Origin of the sequence: Winogradskyella pulchriflava (assembly GCF_042434315.1) — a bacterium.
Taxonomy (GTDB): Bacteria; Bacteroidota; Bacteroidia; order Flavobacteriales; family Flavobacteriaceae; genus Winogradskyella; species Winogradskyella pulchriflava.
In genome coordinates, this window is sequence record NZ_JBHLTQ010000001.1 from 518238 (window position 1) to 536418 (window position 18181).

Consider the following 18181-nt stretch of genomic DNA (forward strand, 5'->3'; position numbering starts at 1 on the left):
CTCTTGGTTAGGGTAGCTTTTTTGATTCTATAGCATTGCTTAATTCATTCAAAATTACTGCTCTTGTGTTTTCGTTAAGATGCTTTGTGTCCTCTATGGTTAATCCTTCTGTTTTTATAAACTTATGAACCTTAGCACGCATCTTACCAGGTTTACCACTAAAGAAGGTATATGAAAATCGCTTTTTATTGTCATAGAATGTAATAGGTACAACTGGTATTTGATGATTTATAGCCAACCTAAAGGCTCCATCCTTAAAGGTATCTAATAAAATATGCTCTTCTGGCACACCGCCTTCAGGAAAAATGCAAATACTCAATCCTTGTTTTAGTCGTCGTTGAGCTCTTAAAAAAACACCTTGCCTGCTCTTTACGCTACTTCTGTCTACTAAAATGCAAGTGCGTTTATAAAAAAAGCCAAAAAGGGGAATTTTAGCCAATTCCTTTTTACCTACAAACACAAAAGGATTTTTTACTGTGGCCAACATTAACATAATATCAGTCATAGAGGTATGGTTGGCAACAAACATATAGCTCTTTTTCGGGTCTGGTATTTCCTCTTTGGCAATTTTGTAATTAAAGCCCATACCAATTAATATAAATTTGGCCCATAAACGTGCTAGTTTAAAGAAAAATGGATACCATTTCTCTCTAGAAATAGAAATTAATAGAATAGGAAACATTACAATAATTGGTATGGCCACTAAAATGTAGAACCAAATGCGATAAAAAATCCAAAAAGGATATTTGAGTATAGCCATAATGTCAAAACTAAGTATTTAATTCAAATAGCTTCTAATAGTTCTTTCAAAAATTTATCTTTGTTTTCGATTTAAGACTGAAGTTTAATTTTAAAGAAATTTCTGCTTTCGCAGGAAGTGAGTATGGCAAGAATTTTAACAGGTATACAAAGTACAGGAACACCACATTTAGGCAATATATTAGGTGCTATTTTACCAGCAATTGAGTTGTCTGAGAAAAGTGATAATGAATCGTATTTATTTATTGCAAACCTACATACATTAACACAAATAAAAGACGCTGAAGAACTAAGACACAACACGTATTCTGTTGCTGCGACTTGGTTAGCTTTTGGCTTAGATATTGACAAAACGGTATTTTACAGACAAAGTGATATTCCACAAGTAACCGAACTCTCATGGTATTTAGGTTGTTTCTTTCCTTACCAGCGTTTAACATTAGCACATGGTTTTAAGGATAAAGCAGATCGTTTAGAAGACGTTAATTCTGGTTTGTTCACCTATCCTATGCTAATGGCTGCTGATATTTTATTGTATGATGCAGAAATTATTCCAGTTGGAAAAGATCAGCTACAACATATCGAAATGACTCGAGATGTCGCATCTCGTTTTCATGCTAAAATGGGAGAGACTTTTGTATTGCCTGAAGGGAAAGTACAAGAAAACTCAATGCTTATTCCTGGTACAGATGGTGAAAAAATGAGTAAAAGTAGAGACAATTTTATCAATATCTTTTTGCCAGAAAAGCAACTGCGTAAAAAAATTATGTCTATTGAGACAGATAGTACTCCACTTGAAGAACCAAAAGACTGGAAGACTTGTAACTGTTTCGCTATATACAGTCTTTTAGCTTCAGAAGATCAAATTGCTAAAATGAAGGCTAACTACGAAAGTGGCAACTATGGTTATGGTCACGCAAAACAAGCTTTGTTTGAACTAATTTTAGAGCGTTTTTCAAAGCCAAGAGAACGCTACAGTTATTATATGAATAATCTCGAAGAAATTGATGCTGCTTTGGCAAAAGGTGCTGCTAAGGCTAAAGTTGTTGCGGATGATGTGTTGAAACGAGTAAGAGAAAAAGTTGGATATTAAAATATGAAAAAAGAAATCACTAGTAATTTCCTCGTAGCTGCCTCAATGATTTTAGTGGTAATTTCTCAATTATTGGATGACAAGTCGATAGGCTGGGTAGGATATGCTGCAATTATATTGATATTAATTGCTGTTTTTAGAATAGTCAAAGGATATCTTGAATAACATTGCTTAAACGTAACAAACCCTGTTGTTTTTAGACTAATAGGTACTATGTTACGTTATCTAAAAGGACTTCTGTCCTTATTCATTGTTTCACTTGTTTTTATATTAAGTGTTTACCTGTATGGTTATTTTCTGGTAAGTCTATTTGCAAAAACAAACCTTAAAAATCATTTTGAAATAGAGCACATTGCTTATTTTATAGTAATACTAAGTGTCCTTTTGACATATTTTAGTTTTAGATTATGTGGTTGGTTTTTTAAAAGACTTCAAGAACAGAATTAAAACTATATGACCTCAAACAACTTACCTGGCAATGGTCTAACCACTCCTTTTAATTCCATATTGAGCAAAATACCTGCGAGCTTGTAGGTTGGCATTTCGCATTTTAGGGCAATGACGTCTAGCATCTCTTTATTATTCTCTTTTAGAAAATTATAAACGACTTTTTCATCTGGCTCTAGTTCTACAAACAATTGTTTTTGTACTACTGGTTTTTCTTCATTTTCTAATTGCCAATTCAAAAGATAAGGCACATCTAATGGATTGGATAATAAATGTGCTTTCTGAAACTTTATCAGGTTATTGCACCCAACACTTTGGCTATCTGTGGTTCTTCCTGGCACAGCAAACACCTCTCTATCATAAGAATTGGCAATGTCTGCAGTAACTAAACTACCACCTTTTTCAGCAGATTCTATGACAATAGTAGCTTCGCTTAATCCTGCAATGATTCTGTTTCGTTTTAGAAAATTATTTCTATCAAATACAGCTGTACTCCAAAAATCCGTATAAAACCCACCATGCCTTTCAACATCTACTACATATTTTTTGTGCACTTTGGGGTAAATTTGATTTAGACCATGTGCAAGACAACCAATAGTTTGAAGATTATGCTTTATTGCTGCTTTTTGAGCTGTAATATCCGTTCCATAGGCAAAACCCGAAACGATTATTGGGTTATATGGAGACAACATTTCCACCAGTTTTTCACAAAATGCAATACCGTTAGTTGTTATTTTTCGAGCGCCAACAATACTAATTATAGGCTGTTGCTTTAAATTGATATTTCCAGACTGAAATAACAAAATTGGCCCATCGATACAATGTTTAAGCTTTTCAGGATAAGTGTCTTCTGTAAAATAATGAGATACGATGTCATTATCTTTAATGAATTTTAGTTCTTGTTCGGCTTCTTCAATATGGATTTTATCAAACAAACCTTCAATAGTAATTGTCCCAATACCATCTATTTTTAAAAGCTTTGATTTTTTTTCTTTTAAAACCGCTTCAGCTGAACCACAATGATTTATCAATTTTTTAGCTGTAGTTGACCCAATTTTCGGCACATGTTGTAAGGCTAAAGCATAAATAAGTTGCTGATCTGTCATTTTAAAGTATTGATTTCAAACTTACAAGAAACTAAATTTTTCTGATGTTAATAACTAAATCACACTAAACTTTATTCAGAATTAAAAATTTTTAACTTTGCTCTACTATGCAGTTAGAGACTTACATTAGCGACCTTTTATACCGTTACGATTGTGTTACTGTGCCTGGTTTTGGAGCATTTTTGACCAATCGTGTTTCAGCCAAGGTTCATGAATCTACCCATACCTTTTATCCTCCAAAAAAGGTGTTGTCTTTTAATGAACAATTGCAAAATAACGATGGTTTACTAGCTAACTATATTGCAGAGATTGAGAAAATACCTTACTCTACTTCAATAGATAAAATCTCTAAACAAGTCAAAGCTATAAAATCATACTTAATTGAAGGCGAAACCATTAAGCTCGACAATATTGGTGAGCTTATCCTAAATTCTGAAGGAAATATTGTTTTTAGTCCTTCTAGCCATATCAATTATCTTACTGATGCTTTTGGGTTGTCTCACTTTACATCTACCGATATTAAGCGCGAAGTTTATAAAGATGAGGTTGAAGCTATTGAGGAAACTGCACCTATTGCATTTACACCAGAAAAACGATCTAATAACAATTGGTTAAAATATGCTGCTGCGGCAGTTATCGTTTTAGGGTTAGGTGGCTTTGGTGCTGCAAAGTATTATAATAACACTATTGAAAACCACAATCAGTTAGCTCAAGAAGAAGCTAATGCACAATTAGACGCTAAAGTACAGGAAGCAACTTTTGTAATTAGCAATCCTTTACCTGCTGCTACGCTTTCTTTAGAAAAGCAAACAGGAAATTATCATATTGTTGCTGGTGCTTTTAGAGTTGAAGCTAACTCTGATAAAAAAGTTAACCAACTAAGAGATAAAGGTTACAAAGCGCGAAAAATTGGTAAAAACCGCTATGGCTTGCACGAAGTAGTGTATGCTAGTTATAAAACCAGAGCAGAAGCGCAACAGGCACTTTATGAAATCCGTCGTGAGCACAATCGTGATGCTTGGTTATTGATTAAAAAATTGGATTAATTCAATAGACTTCTCTTTCGTATTTTCTTTTCTCGCTAAGGTGCAGTGACACAAAGCGCAATTGAAAATCTACCAAAACCTTACACTCAACACATTTTTTCGTGCTACGTGCTTCCACAATCCAAAATCAACCTATCTTTGCACAAATTTTAAAATATTTATGCAAGCCAGAACCGCATTTCAGTCAAAAACTGTAGTTACCGATTTAGTTTTACCTAGTGAAACCAACCCAATAAATAATTTGTTTGGTGGTGAATTATTAGCGCGTATGGATCGTGCTGCTAGTATAGCTGCAAGGCGTCACTCGCGTCGTATTGTGGTTACAGCTTCGGTTAATCACGTAGCTTTTAACCGTTCGGTACCTTTAGGAAGCGTGGTTACTATTGAGGCAAAAGTATCGCGAGCATTTACATCTTCTATGGAAATCTATATGGATGTTTGGATAGAGGATAGAGAATCTGGTGAGTGTATTAAGGCTAATGAAGCCATTTACACCTTTGTTGCAGTAGATGAAACTGGACGACCTGTAAGAGTTCCTGAGCTTGTCCCTGAAACTGAATTAGAAAAAGAGCGTTTTGATGCTGCCTTGCGTCGTAAGCAATTAAGCTTGGTATTGGCTGGCAAAATGAAACCTTCGGATGCTACTGAGTTGAAAGCGCTTTTTGAGTAACATATTCCTGCGCCTATGCTCAACGAAACCTTGGTGTAGTTGAAAGGCAGGAATCTCACTCTGAACCCACCCCTTAATCCCCTCCCAAGAGGGGAAATCAAAACGAGAAACATTATTGGGAAAATTCCCTTCCTGGGAAGGGCTAGGGATGGGTTATACAGTTATCAATCACTAAACAAATTAAACCTTTCCCAACATTACCAGTCTTATCATTGAACCAAATTTATTAATGATGAGATATTTAGTTTACACCTTCGTTATCGTTATAGCATTAAGTTTTAGTTCTTGTGCGAGTCGTGTTGTGGTAAAACAACCTGCTTCAGTAACCGTAGTAAAAAAATTACCTAGACACTACAAAATTGTAAGAGTAAACGGAAAACGTTATTACTATTTTAATAGAAAACACTACAGAAAAACAAGAAATGGTTATGTGGTTGTTAGAGTTTAAAAGAATTTTACATTGAGATTCTGAAACAAGTTTAGAATGACAAAAAGTGATTTTAATACTTAGCCAACCAGTATTCTGGATTGAGTACCTGATCGTTTTTATAAATTCTGAAGCCTAGAAGTGTTTCACCTTTAATTTTATTTGTAAATACTTTACCTATTACCTGTCCGGTTGAAATCTTATCCCCTTTTTTTACATTAACAGAAGCTAAATTCATATAAACACTAAAATAATTACCATGCCTAACCAGTATTGTTGGGTTGCCACGTTTCATAACATGGATTTCTGAAACAACACCATTAAAGACTGCTCTTACATCAGAATTTTCTTCAGTGGCTATATATATACTTTTGTAATTTTGAGTTATCGAATTATCAGTTAGGGAACGTCTATTTCCAAATTTTCCTTTTATGACACCTGTTTTTACAGGCCAACCTAATTTCCCTTTATTAGCTTCAAAACTAGCTGCTAATTTTTTAGCTTCTGGTGTAAGGACAAATTTCCCTGTAGATGTCTTATTTCCAGCTTCTTTATTTGAAGCTGCAATAGCTTCTTTAATCAAACGATTAATTTCTTTATCTAATCGATCTGCTTCTTGTTTCTTCTCTTTTATCTGAGCTGCGTATTTGCTCATATCTGACTTTATAGAAGCCATTAGCACTTCGCGCTGTTTTAATTCCTTTTCCAGTTCGCGCTTGGCAATTCTATTTTCTTCAATAAGTTTTTGCTTATCTTCTTTTTGTTTTGATAGCCGAATATTTAAATCCTGAAGCTCCTTGGTTTTAGCTTTTATAGCTTCACCTTGCTCTTTTTGATAATTAGCATATTGCTTAATGTACTGTAGTCTTTTATAGGCTTGCTTAAAGTTGTCTGAAGACAATAAAAACATGACTTTACTCTGTTCTGACTTACTTTTGTATGACTTTACGACCATAGCAGCGTAATCATCTTTCAATTCTTGTAGTTGTGCCCTAAGGCTCGTAATTTCATTCTGATTGGCATTGATTTCGCGTGTCAGTAAATTGGCTTGCTCGTTTGTAATTCTGATAAGGTTTTGCCTGGCATTAACTTTAGCGTTAATATCTTCAATAAGCGTAATGGCAGATTTTTGTTCTTTCTTTTTGGTAAACAAGAGTGCATTAATCTGCTTCATCTCCTTTAAAACTTGCTGACGCTGTGCTTCAAGTTTTTTTTGTTTATCACTTTGGGCTATAAGCGAGATAGAGGATAGTAGAAATCCTAAAATAATTATGATATGTAACCGTTTGTTCATTGTTTATAGCACCACTAAAGTCCCTTTTAAAAGAGACAAATAAATATAATTTTATTTTATTACAATTTCTTTATAACCAGAAGGAATATTAAATGGAAAGCGAACTTCTTCATTTAGCGATAAAGATTTAAATTCCATAGTTATAGCAACTTCATCTGCATCTTCTACAGCAATAATTCTAATGTTTTTTGGTAGCACTTGTTTTTCAACTTCTTGGTACGATTTATAATCCACTTGAAGAATGCGTTTTTTTAATTGCTGAAATAATTGCAAACTGTCCATCTTAAAATGTGACGGATTAATTAAATAAAACAGTTCTAACAGTGCGTTTTGGTCTTTAGGCTGTAACGCATAAGAGTTCTCATTAACAGAAACAGTATGTGGTTCTGCTTTTAAATCAAAAATTGCTTGCCCTAGAAGTATGTTTTGAACTTTAGTAAAATCTAAATCTACTCCTACAAAATCACTTAAGAGTTTGTAATCACCATCAAAATATTCATTATCTAGTTTATTATAAAACCCAACACGCTCTGGAGTTATCATCATTCTTGCCATACCAAAAGATGCGCTTAACCAAATGACTTTATCCTTTTCTATTCTTATGTTAAACGTGTGCCCTTGCTCTTTATCTCCCTGTATTAATTCTATTTTTACTTTACCACTTAACGTTTTAAAAGAGGCATCACTCTTTTGATGTTGCTTAATTACTTGCTTAGCAGATAGCTTGTCACTTGCTTCACCAGATGCAATAACGCTTTTAGTTGATTTGCAATTGATTAAAAAAACAGCCAATAAAAGCGTGAAAAAGACTTTTATAAATTGAATATTTTTATGTTTTTGTTCTTTTTTCATTCTCTTCTATGAGATTCCTGCCTTAGCAGGAATATAATTATTGTTGAGCTTTTAGAGCTTGCGCCTTTTTAGCAAACGCTTCAGATTTACTAATATTATTTAGTGCTTTGTAGGCAATACTTAATTCTGAGTAAAAATCGCCTTCCATATTAGGGTTATCAATCAAGAAATCTAATCCCATTTCAAGATTTTCAATAGCTAGTTTGTAATTGCCAAGCTTGTTATTTGCAACTCCGTTGACTAAATATAAAATGGGCTGAGCAGGATACAATTCTAAAGCTTCATTACCATCCTTTACTACTGCTTTAAAGTCTTCTATATCTAATTGAAGTAATAGTACATCCTTGATAAGTTTAAAGTCGCTAGGGTTTTGTTTTAAAGCTTCTTTAAAATTAGATAGCGCCTTTACCTTGTCTCCAGCTTGCAAATAGTACCTACCTAAGTCACTATGTGTTTGTGCGTCCTTATTGTTGTCGACCAAAGCCGTGATATCCATTAAATCACCTTCGTATTCTGGATTTTTTTGAACAAAAGCAACGAAGTCCTTTAGAACTTTGGTTTTAGCATCCGCATTAATTTCAGGACTTGTTAAAACAGTTTTTACAGAATTTATAGCGTCTTCTACTTTATCATCTTGCAAATAGAATTTATATAAAGCCAAATGCACAAATTTTGAATCTGGTTTTACCTTTAAAAGATTTTGAGCAGCTTTATACGCCTTATCTTTATCTCCTGTTTGGCTATATCTGTATATTAGTTTTAAATGATTGTCTTCGTTATTAGGATTATTAGCAATGCGTTGCTCTAAGTTTTCTATACGGTCATCTGCATTGCCAGTAATGCTGTAAATATCGTTTCGCATAGCATCTCTGGCCTCACTTACACCCAATTGTTCATCCAGTTCATCTAAAAGTTCCAAGGCTTGCTTATAGCGTTTTTCTCTAAAGTATAATGCAGCTAGATCTTCTTTGTAATCAGGATGATATTTTACCAACTGCTTTATGGTTTTAATGGCATTATTAATATCGTCTTGTTGATAATAAACATCATATAATTCGTCTAAAAACCATTCGTTGTCTGGTTGCATACTGATGGCCTTTTTAAGGTTATCTTCTGCAGCACCAAAGTTTTTGAGCTTGTTGTAATTTTTACCCAACTCAAAGTATATAACTGGCTTTTTACTATCGAGATTTAAACATTTGTGAAGCGCATCTATAGCTTTATCATAATTTTCAATGCCCTTTTGTTTAAGAGCTTCAAAGAAATACTCTTGAAATTCATCTTCTACATTACCTAAATCGTCATCTGGTCTTTTGTTGAAATCAACTTGAGCCACAGCGAACATAGGTACTATTAAAAGTACCATAAAAACTCTTGTTATTTTCTTATTCAATTTCATAAGAGATTCTTCGCTATCGCTCTGAATGACATTATAGTTTCAAAAGTTGTTCCAAACTAGAAAGAGATTCCTGTATTTAAAGGAATGTTATTCCATTTGCGTATAATCACCAATACTAATTTTAGTAAACTCACCATTATACTTTACATGATTACCAATCATAGCCTCATCTAAATTAGCGTTTTTGATAGTCGTTTGGTTTTGAATTAAGCTATTTTTAACGGTTGTATTTTCTATGACGCAGTTCTTACCGATAGAAACGTATGGTCCTACTGTTGTATTGCGTAAAATAGTACCTTTATCAATAAAACATGGCTCAATAATTTTAGAGTTTTCTAATACCACGGAATCATTAACCAATTGTTCTTCTCCGTCTGATGCTAAAAAGCCTAACATTTTAGCATTGGTTTCTAAAGTCACAGCTTTGTTTCCGCAATCCATCCATTCGTCAACAGTACCTGTTTTAAAAACTTTACCATCTGCCATCATGCGTTTAATGCCATCATTGATTTGGTATTCTCCGCCATTCATTACGTTTTCGTCTAAAACTTCTTGCAATTTAGCTTTCAAAACTGCTACATCTTTAAAATAATAGATGCCAATTACGGCTTGATCGCTTACAAAAGTTTCTGGCTTTTCTACTAGCTCAACGATATTTTCATCGCTGTTTAATTTTACAACTCCGTAAGCTTCTGGGTTTTGCACACGTTTTGTCCAAATAACACTATCTGCTGTTGGGTCTAAATCAAACTCTGCTCTTATCAAAGTATCTGCATATGCAATTACTGCTGGGCCAGATAAAGATGGTTTTGCACTCATAATGGCATGACCAGTTCCTAAAGGTTGGTCTTGTCTATAGATTGATGCTTTGGCTCCTAAATCTTCAGCAAGCTCAGTTAAGCTAGCAACAACTTCATCTCCAAAAAATGCTGGATCACCAAGAACGAATGCAATTTCCTCAATAGGTTGTTTTAAAACTTTAGCAATATCCTTTACTAAACGATGCACTATGGGTTGACCTGCGACTGGAATTAATGGTTTTGGTACTGTTAAACTATGTGGTCTAAGGCGAGAGCCTCTACCTGCCATGGGTACTATTATTTTCATTCTTTTAAAAGTTGATTTGTGTATTTGTTGATTCGTTTATTTGGTTCCTGTACTTCCAAAGCCACCTTCACCTCTATCAGTTGAAGATAATTCTTCCGTTTCTTCCCACTCAGCACGTTCATGCTTTGCTATAACCAATTGTGCTATACGCTCGCCGTTATTAATTGTAAAATCTTCGTTTGAAAGATTTACCAAAATCACACCTATTTCACCTCTATAATCTGCATCTATAGTACCAGGAGCATTAAGCACTGTAATTCCTTTTTTAGCCGCTAAGCCACTTCTTGGTCTTACTTGTGCTTCAGTACCAATTGGTAATTCTATGAATAAACCTGTGCCAACTATTGTTCTTTCTAATGGTTTAAGTATTCTAGATTCCGTTAAGCTTGCACGTAAATCCATACCTGCCGAAGCTATGGTTTCGTAATTTGGTAAGTCGTGTCTAGATTTGTTTATGATTTTAATTTTCATTCCTACCTTCCGTCTTTCCAAAAAGGAAAGAAACTTTTTAATTATACTTTATTTTTCGAGATTCTACGCTAAAACTCTGAATCCTAAATTCATTATTGTTTTAAGAGCTGTTTTAGTCGGTTCTTTTCCAACATAATAACTAATCCCAAAAATACAATTAACATTGCAATTCCTATAATATATTCACCTCGATATTGATAGAAAGACAATGCAGATAAGCCTATTGAAATGAAAAGGTATAATCCAATTTTTTTAAGATTGTATGGTATTGGGTAGTATTTTCTTCCAAAGTAGTACGATAATAGCATCATTGCAGCATAAGCTACTAAAGTTGCAACGGCTGATGCCTTATAGCTATATGCCTCAATAAATATAAAATTAATAAGTAGTGTTATTAAAGCACCGATTACAGAAATATAGGCACCAAACTTGGTTCTGTCAGTTATTTTATACCAAACCGAAAGGTTGTGGTAAATGCCCAAACAAAAGTTTGCTAAGAGTATGATAGGAACAATCCACATCGCTTCCCAATAAGCTTCGCTTCTGATTATAATTGGTTTTAATACATCTGCAAATACAACAACAGCTAACAGAATTATTGAACCAAATGCCACAAAAAACTCTAAAATATTAGCATAGTTTTTTTGAGGATTTTTTGTTTTTGCATGGCTAAAAAAATAGGGTTCTATACCTAAGCGGTAAGCTGTGGCAAATAATGTCATAAATAAGGCTAATTTATAACATGCTGAGTACATTCCTATGTCATTTTCGGCAACATCAACTGGTAATAACTCTTTCAGTAAAATTCTATCAAACGTCTCATTGATTGAAAACGCAATTCCGGCTAACAAAACGGGAATAGCATATTTCATCATTTGTTTCCAAAGCGCTTTATCAAAAGTATAGCTTAGCTTATTATAAAATGAAAGCATTAGTACTAACGTAGCTGCACTAGCAACTAAATTAGCAATGAAAATATAACTGATTTCAAAATTGGGTTTATAAATACTGTCAAATAGATTTCCATTATGTGCTAAATCCTTTAAGGCTAAAAGGAAGAACAGGTTTAAGCCAATATTAATACCAACATTAAGTATTTTAATAATAGCATAACGCATTGGTTTTTCGTTCGCTCTTAACCAAGCAAAAGGAATAATAACCAAAGCATCTAGCAATAAAATCCATATCACTAAATTGATATACTTCACTTCAATATCTATAAAGCTTGATATTTGATTTTGAAAAACCAAAGCCAGAATAAAAAATCCTAATGAAGACACGATTAATGAAACAGTAGATGTACTTACAACTTTGTCTTTATCATCTTCTTTGTTGAAAAAACGAAAAAAAGCAGTTTCCATACCATAGGCCAAAATAACATTGAATAACACGAAGTATGAAAATATTACTGAGACCTTACCGTATTCCGCAGGATTTGCTAATACGGCTTCGCTCGTATAAAGCGGTACTAGCAAAAAACTTAACATTCTAGGTAGTACGGTAGCTAAACCGTAAATAAATGTTTGTTTAAAAAGTGATTTGAATCCGCTCAATATAGTCTGTAATTAATAAACTCAAATGTATTAAATATAAGTTTGTTGAAATAAAAAAAGCCTCACAAAACGTAAGGCTCAAATTTATACTTGTTATAATCTAATTGTCATCTTCTTCTTCGTCTAGCGAAGCCATTCGTTCTGAACTATTTCTTGCATAGATTGATGGTGGTCCATTTTCATAATAAGTACCAGCGACTTCCTTTAGTGCTGAAATCTTATAATACTTAGTTTGTCCGTTTTCTATATAGCTAATAGCACATTCATTGTCCATTAAGTCAAAAGGATAATCCGCAGGTTTTTCTGCCACTCTAAAAGTGTAACTCTTAGATGGATTTTTAAGAATTGCTACATACTTCCCTTCCTTCCATGTAAGTTCTCCTTTAAGATTTCTAAAGTAAACATTTTTGAACTCAATATTTTCTGTCACTTTATAAATAGGTAAGAAAATATTAATTCCTGTACCACCAACTTTGATGCCAGCATACCATTCTTGAAAAGAAGCGGGTTTGACTAAAAACGGAGCTTGTGCTTCAAAAGTTGGTTCAGCCACTTTAGAGCTTGCACATTGAAAATTTAATGAAAATACAGTGGCAAAAACAATGGCATAAATCGCCTTTTTAAGTTTAATCATTGTTAAGTAGGTTAATATTTGGAGGCACAATATATAAAATTAAATTATTTAATCGGTGATTTATGCATTTTATCGATGAAATGCAGTTTTACTGTAAGTTTAATCAACAAAAAACCCAACTCAATGAGTTGGGTTTTGTTTTATATAAGTAGTCTTAGCTTACGCTCTAAGTGACCTCATAAATTAGTTATTCAATGCCTCAGCACCACCAACAATTTCAAGGATTTCGTTAGTAATTGCCGCTTGTCTTGCTTTGTTATAAGTTAACTTTAATTGATCTCTTAACTCAGTAGCGTTATCCGTTGCTTTATGCATTGCTGTCATACGTGCACCATGCTCTGAAGCAAAAGAATCTCTGATTCCTTTGTATAGTTGTGTTTTTAATGCTTTTGGTATTAAAGCTTCAACTATTTCTTGTTTTGATGGTTCAAAGATGTAATCTAAGTTTACATTAGCATCACTTTCTACTGGTACAATAGGCAAGAACTGTTCAGTCATTACTATTTGAGTTGCAGCATTCTTAAAGTGATTATAAACAATCTCGATTTTATCATATTCACCTTCAATGAATTTATCCATCAATAATTCTGCAATTGCAGCTACATTATCAAAGGTTAAATCATCATAAAGTTCACTCTTATTAGCAATAACTTTATTTGTTTTCTTGAAAGCATCATTTGCTTTTTTTCCTATTGCTAAATAAGACACTTCTTGGTTTGCATAGGTTTCATTAGCTAACTTACTAACCTCCTTAATAATGTTAGAGTTAAAAGCACCTGCAAGACCTCTATTAGAAGTAATAGCAACAATCAAAACATTTTTAACCTCTCTTTGAACCGAGTATTTACTTCCAGAATCTGCGTCTAATGTTGCGCTTAAACTTTGAAGTAATTCAGTTAACTTATTAGAGTAAGGACGCATAGCAGTAATAGCATCTTGAGCTTTCTTCAATTTTGCAGCAGATACCATTTTCATGGCACTGGTAATCTGCATCGTTGATGAAACTGATGATATTCTGTTACGTATTTCTTTTAAGTTTGCCATTTATTTTAGTATTAAGTGTTTAGTGCAAAGTACTTAGCTCTAACTAGTAAAACTTACTACTTTACACTTATTACTTTTGTACTTATTTAGTTTCTAAACTTTCCCGAAAGGTCTTTTGCTACACTAGTTAATGTATCAATAACCTCATCAGTTAATTTACCAGCTTTAAGCGTATCTAAAACACCTCTGTGCTTAGCGTTTAAGAATTCAATATAATCTCTTTCAAATTCTTTTACTTTCTCTACAGGAACGTCTTTTAATAAGTTCTTAGAACCAGCATAGATAATTGCAATCTGATCTTCTACAGTAAAAGGATCATTTTGTGCTTGCTTTAAAATCTCAACATTACGCTTACCTTTATTAATTACATTTAAAGTAGATGCATCTAAGTCTGAACCAAACTTAGCAAAAGCTTCTAATTCACGGAACTGAGCTTGATCTAATTTTAATGTACCAGATACTTTCTTCATAGATTTAATCTGTGCGTTACCACCAACACGAGATACAGAAATACCTACGTTAATTGCTGGACGTACACCAGAGTTAAATAAATCACCATCTAAGAATATCTGACCATCAGTAATAGAAATTACGTTTGTTGGGATATATGCTGATACGTCACCTGCTTGAGTTTCAATGATAGGTAAAGCCGTTAAAGAACCACCACCTTTTACCATTGGTTTAAGAGACTCTGGTAAATCGTTCATCTCTTTTGCAATATTATCATCATTAATAACTTTTGCAGAACGCTCTAATAATCTAGAGTGTAAGTAGAAAACGTCACCTGGATACGCCTCACGTCCTGGAGGACGACGTAATAATAACGATACCTCACGGTAAGCTACCGCTTGCTTAGATAAATCATCGTAAATGATTAATGCTGGACGACCAGTATCTCTAAAATATTCTCCAATTGAAGCTCCTGTCATTGGTGCATATACTTGCATCGCTGCAGGATCTGATGCGTTAGCCGCTACAATTGTAGTATAAGCTAAAGCTCCTCTTTCTTCTAATGTTTTTGCAATGTTTGCAACTGTTGAAGCTTTTTGTCCAACTGCTACATATATACAATATACAGGATTACCTGCATCGTAAAATTCTTTTTGATTTAAGATGGTATCAATACAAACTGTTGTTTTACCAGTCTGACGGTCACCAATAACCAACTCACGTTGTCCTCTACCAACTGGAATCATAGCGTCAATCGCCTTGATACCTGTTTGTAATGGCTCTGTTACTGGCTCTCTATAGATAACACCTGGCGCTTTACGCTCTAATGGCATTTCATAAGTTTCACCAGAGATAGGTCCTTTACCATCAATTGGGTTTCCTAAAGTATCTACAACACGACCTACAATACCTTCACCTACTTTTACAGATGCGATACGCTCAGTACGTTTTACTGTAGAACCTTCTTTTACTCCTACTGAAGTACCTAAAAGTACAATACCTACGTTATCTTCTTCAAGGTTAAGTACAATTCCTTCTGCACCACCATCGAATTCTACTAATTCACCATATTGTGCGTTAGCCAATCCGTAAGCACGTACAATACCATCACCTACAGTTAATACTGTTCCTACTTCGTCTAATGAAGCTCCTGCTTCAAAACCTGAAAGTTGTTGTTTTAAGATTGCTGATATTTCAGCTGGTTTTACTTCTGCCATTTTATTTAGTCTTTAGCTTTTAGCCATTAGCTATTTAGAAAATAGCCAATCTAAAACTATATTAATTTAATGTAAATACTCTTTTTAATTTATCGAGTTTGTTTGAGATACTAGCGTTATACTGTATATCTCCAACTCGTAAAATGAAACCACCTAAAATGCTTTCATCTATAATATTTTCTACTTCTGCTTCCTTACCTGTAAGTTCTTTTACTTTAGCTAATACTTTAGTTTTTAAATCAGCTGTTAGAGGCACTGCTGTAGTAACAGTAGCTACTTGCGTTCCTCTCATGTGATCGTATAACTGCGTATAACTAGCAGCTACATCATTTAAAAGTGCTAGTCTCTTATTAGAAATTAAAGTATCTATAAGATTCGTTGTAGCAACATTAGCATTTTTAAATACTGATGTTAATACCGCTTTTTTATCTGAAGATCTTACTACAGGACTTTGAAGCATCTGATATAAATCTTCACTCTGAGCGATTGCATTGCTGATAGATTTCATATCATTATTTACCGCTTCAGCAGATTTATTATCTGTAGCCAAGCTTAAAACTGCTTTTGCATATCGTATTGCTGCTCTAGATCCTGACATTTATTATTAGTTTAAAGTTGCTTCACCTAACATATCTTCAACCAATTTTAGTTGCTTGTCTTTGTTAGATAGTTCTTCACGTACTACTTTTTCAGCGATATCCAATGATAAACCTGCAACATGACTTTTTAATTCTGCCATTGCTGCTTTCTTTTCACTTTCAATTGCCGCTTGCGCTTGCTCAATCATTTTACTTGCTTGTGCTTGCGCTTCGTCTTTAGCGTCTGAAACAATTTTGTTCTTCATATCGCGTGCATCTTTTAACATAGCTTCGCGCTCAGCACGTGCTTCTTGTAAGATACGCTCGTTATCTGCATGAAGATTTTCCATCTCTTTACGCGCCTTTTCAGCAGAAGCCAAAGCATTTTTAATACCTTCTTCTCTATCGCTTACAGCACCTAAAATAGGTTTCCAAGCAAATTTTCTTAGAATAAAAAGTAAAATCAAAAATGTAATTAACGTCCAAAAGACTAGTCCAAATTCCGGTGTAATTAAATCCATTCTGTTTTGTTTTAAATAACTTAAATTTTAAAAATACAGAAGCAACCAACCGTTACTTCTGTATCTTAATGTCTTACCCTTGTAAGAAAGCAACAACAACACCAAATAGTGCTACCGCTTCTACGAAGGCTGCTAAGATTAATGCAGAAGATTGAATCTTTCCGTGCATTTCTGGTTGACGAGCCATAGCTTCCATAGCTGATCCACCAATCTTACCAATACCAACACCAGCTCCAATAGCTGCTAAACCAGCTCCAATAGCTGCAATTCCAGTAATAGTCATAATATAAAATTTAAATTAATTAATGATGTTCTTCTTCTGTTGCCATCCCAAAATAAAGAGCTGACAATATTGTAAATATATATGCTTGTATTGCCGTTACAATAACTTCAATAACTGTAATAAACAATGAGAATGCTACAGATACAGGTGCAATTGCGTACGATTTAAATACAAATATTAATGACATTAATGCTAAGATGATAACGTGACCTGCTGTAATGTTAGCAAATAAACGAATCATTAATGAGATAGGTTTTACAAACATTCCTATAATCTCAATTGGCATTAAAAATATTTTCATTGGCACTGGCACACCTGGCATCCAAAAGATATGTTTCCAGTAGTTTTTGTTACCACTAAATGTTGTGATGATAAATGTAATAGCTGCTAATGTAAATGTAAACGCAATGTTACCACTTAAGTTAGCACCATTAAGAATTGGAATTAATCCAAAAATATTATTAATCCATATAAAGAAAAATATGGTCAATAAGTAAGGCATATATCTTTTATACTTATGCTCACCAATCATTGGTTTAGCAATCTCATCTCTAACAAATACAATTAGAGGCTCCACGAAACTAGCAATACCAGATGGTACATAGTTTTCTGATTTTTTATAGCGACGTGCTGCGCTTAAGAATATTAGAAACAATACCGCTATAGAGACCCACATCATAAACACGTTTCTGGTAATAGACAAATCTAATTTAGGTCTGTGCGCATTAGTTGGGTGATGTTCAGCATCATAAGTAACAGCCGTTGCTCCTTCATCTAATACATATACTTTCTCATGTACATTTACAAAACGCTGACCGTTCTTCTCAACAATAACCTCACCATTATAATCGTGATGAAACTCTGAAGACGAAAATGTAGTTAAACCGTTGTCTGTCCATAAAATTAATGGAAGTGGAATTGAAACCGCATGACCATTCCAATCAAATAAATGCATTCCGTAGGCATCCTTAACGTGATGTAGGATCATCTCTTTGGGATCGAATTTTTCGTCGTCTCCTCCTTCTTTTGTCTCAGAGGCAAAACCAATATTAAATACCGTTAAAAATAACGCTGAAAATATTATGTTTTTAAAGGTGCTTATTCTCATTCTAATGGGCTTAAAAATACCTTGCTTTAAATTCGGTGCAAATGTACGTACATTAAATGAAATGACAAACAATAATTTTGCTATAATTTCCAATGGCTTTTTATCGGTAAAAAGCATTGATT

The 18181-nt window shown here is 33.8% G+C and carries 20 protein-coding genes; 5 read left to right on the top strand and 15 right to left on the bottom strand.

Translation table 11 applies throughout. From position 1 onward, the window contains the following. Nucleotides 1-7 precede the first annotated feature (7 nt). Nucleotides 8-760, bottom strand: coding sequence for a lysophospholipid acyltransferase family protein (locus ACFFGA_RS02285; protein ID WP_386059058.1), 753 nt, complete (start codon nt 758-760; stop codon nt 8-10). 123 nt (nt 761-883) lie between these two features. On the opposite strand from ACFFGA_RS02285, the gene trpS reads away from it, so the two are divergent. Beyond that, a complete protein-coding gene (gene trpS / locus ACFFGA_RS02290; protein ID WP_386059060.1) occupies nt 884-1852 on the top strand; it encodes a tryptophan--tRNA ligase in 969 nt (322 codons plus the stop codon). 3 nt (nt 1853-1855) lie between these two features. After that, nucleotides 1856-2017 (top strand): hypothetical protein, encoded by a 162-nt coding sequence (locus ACFFGA_RS02295; protein ID WP_386059063.1) that lies wholly within the window; start codon nt 1856-1858, stop codon nt 2015-2017. 284 nt (nt 2018-2301) lie between these two features. Here ACFFGA_RS02295 and ACFFGA_RS02300 read toward each other — a convergent pair whose 3' ends face one another. Next, nucleotides 2302-3405: a DNA-processing protein DprA gene (locus ACFFGA_RS02300; protein WP_386059065.1), complete on the bottom strand. Its 1104-nt coding sequence runs from the start codon at nt 3403-3405 to the stop codon at nt 2302-2304. 107 nt (nt 3406-3512) lie between these two features. On the opposite strand from ACFFGA_RS02300, the gene ACFFGA_RS02305 reads away from it, so the two are divergent. The 3 genes from ACFFGA_RS02305 to ACFFGA_RS02315 all read left to right on the top strand — a co-directional run bounded on the left by ACFFGA_RS02305 (nt 3513) and on the right by ACFFGA_RS02315 (nt 5569). After that, nucleotides 3513-4451 (top strand): HU domain-containing protein, encoded by a 939-nt coding sequence (locus ACFFGA_RS02305; RefSeq protein ID WP_386059068.1) that lies wholly within the window; start codon nt 3513-3515, stop codon nt 4449-4451. Nucleotides 4452-4611: 160 nt separating this feature from the next. Next, nucleotides 4612-5121 carry an acyl-CoA thioesterase gene (locus ACFFGA_RS02310; RefSeq protein WP_386059071.1) on the top strand — a complete coding sequence of 170 codons (510 nt, stop codon included), beginning with the start codon at nt 4612-4614 and terminating at the stop codon, nt 5119-5121. A 229-nt stretch (nt 5122-5350) separates the two neighbouring features. After that, a complete protein-coding gene (locus ACFFGA_RS02315; RefSeq protein ID WP_386059073.1) occupies nt 5351-5569 on the top strand; it encodes a DUF6515 family protein in 219 nt (72 codons plus the stop codon). 52 nt (nt 5570-5621) lie between these two features. Here the strand turns inward: ACFFGA_RS02315 and ACFFGA_RS02320 are convergent, their stop codons facing one another. From ACFFGA_RS02320 to atpB, 13 genes are all read right to left on the bottom strand, one after another. Continuing rightward, nucleotides 5622-6842 carry a murein hydrolase activator EnvC family protein gene (locus ACFFGA_RS02320; protein WP_386059076.1) on the bottom strand — a complete coding sequence of 407 codons (1221 nt, stop codon included), beginning with the start codon at nt 6840-6842 and terminating at the stop codon, nt 5622-5624. A 51-nt stretch (nt 6843-6893) separates the two neighbouring features. After that, nucleotides 6894-7694 carry a lipoprotein insertase outer membrane protein LolB1 gene (gene lolB1, locus ACFFGA_RS02325; protein ID WP_386059079.1) on the bottom strand — a complete coding sequence of 267 codons (801 nt, stop codon included), beginning with the start codon at nt 7692-7694 and terminating at the stop codon, nt 6894-6896. Between the two features lie 37 nt (nt 7695-7731). Then, entirely contained in the window at nt 7732-9093 is a 1362-nt protein-coding gene (locus tag ACFFGA_RS02330) for a tetratricopeptide repeat protein (RefSeq protein ID WP_386059082.1), read from the bottom strand. An 87-nt stretch (nt 9094-9180) separates the two neighbouring features. Then, nucleotides 9181-10200: a sugar phosphate nucleotidyltransferase gene (locus ACFFGA_RS02335; protein ID WP_386059085.1), complete on the bottom strand. Its 1020-nt coding sequence runs from the start codon at nt 10198-10200 to the stop codon at nt 9181-9183. Nucleotides 10201-10236: 36 nt separating this feature from the next. After that, on the bottom strand, nt 10237-10671 hold the full coding sequence (gene dut, locus ACFFGA_RS02340) for a dUTP diphosphatase (protein WP_386059088.1): 435 nt from the start codon (nt 10669-10671) through the stop codon (nt 10237-10239). A 92-nt stretch (nt 10672-10763) separates the two neighbouring features. Beyond that, the gene (locus tag ACFFGA_RS02345) at nt 10764-12224 is read right to left on the bottom strand and encodes an oligosaccharide flippase family protein (RefSeq protein ID WP_386059091.1); all 1461 of its coding nucleotides are present in this window, start codon (nt 12222-12224) and stop codon (nt 10764-10766) included. A gap of 100 nt (nt 12225-12324) precedes the next feature. Next, entirely contained in the window at nt 12325-12858 is a 534-nt protein-coding gene (locus ACFFGA_RS02350; RefSeq protein ID WP_386059094.1) for a hypothetical protein, read from the bottom strand. A 183-nt stretch (nt 12859-13041) separates the two neighbouring features. Continuing rightward, nucleotides 13042-13902 carry an ATP synthase F1 subunit gamma gene (atpG, locus tag ACFFGA_RS02355; RefSeq protein WP_386059097.1) on the bottom strand — a complete coding sequence of 287 codons (861 nt, stop codon included), beginning with the start codon at nt 13900-13902 and terminating at the stop codon, nt 13042-13044. Nucleotides 13903-13988: 86 nt separating this feature from the next. After that, nucleotides 13989-15569, bottom strand: coding sequence for a F0F1 ATP synthase subunit alpha (atpA, locus tag ACFFGA_RS02360; RefSeq protein WP_386059100.1), 1581 nt, complete (start codon nt 15567-15569; stop codon nt 13989-13991). A 61-nt stretch (nt 15570-15630) separates the two neighbouring features. Next, on the bottom strand, nt 15631-16167 hold the full coding sequence (atpH, locus tag ACFFGA_RS02365) for an ATP synthase F1 subunit delta (protein ID WP_386059103.1): 537 nt from the start codon (nt 16165-16167) through the stop codon (nt 15631-15633). Between the two features lie 6 nt (nt 16168-16173). After that, the gene (locus ACFFGA_RS02370; protein ID WP_386059106.1) at nt 16174-16668 is read right to left on the bottom strand and encodes a F0F1 ATP synthase subunit B; all 495 of its coding nucleotides are present in this window, start codon (nt 16666-16668) and stop codon (nt 16174-16176) included. 73 nt (nt 16669-16741) lie between these two features. Then, entirely contained in the window at nt 16742-16951 is a 210-nt protein-coding gene (gene atpE / locus ACFFGA_RS02375) for an ATP synthase F0 subunit C (RefSeq protein ID WP_034042296.1), read from the bottom strand. Nucleotides 16952-16970: 19 nt separating this feature from the next. After that, on the bottom strand, nt 16971-18059 hold the full coding sequence (atpB, locus tag ACFFGA_RS02380) for a F0F1 ATP synthase subunit A (protein WP_386060604.1): 1089 nt from the start codon (nt 18057-18059) through the stop codon (nt 16971-16973). Nucleotides 18060-18181: the final 122 nt, after the last annotated feature.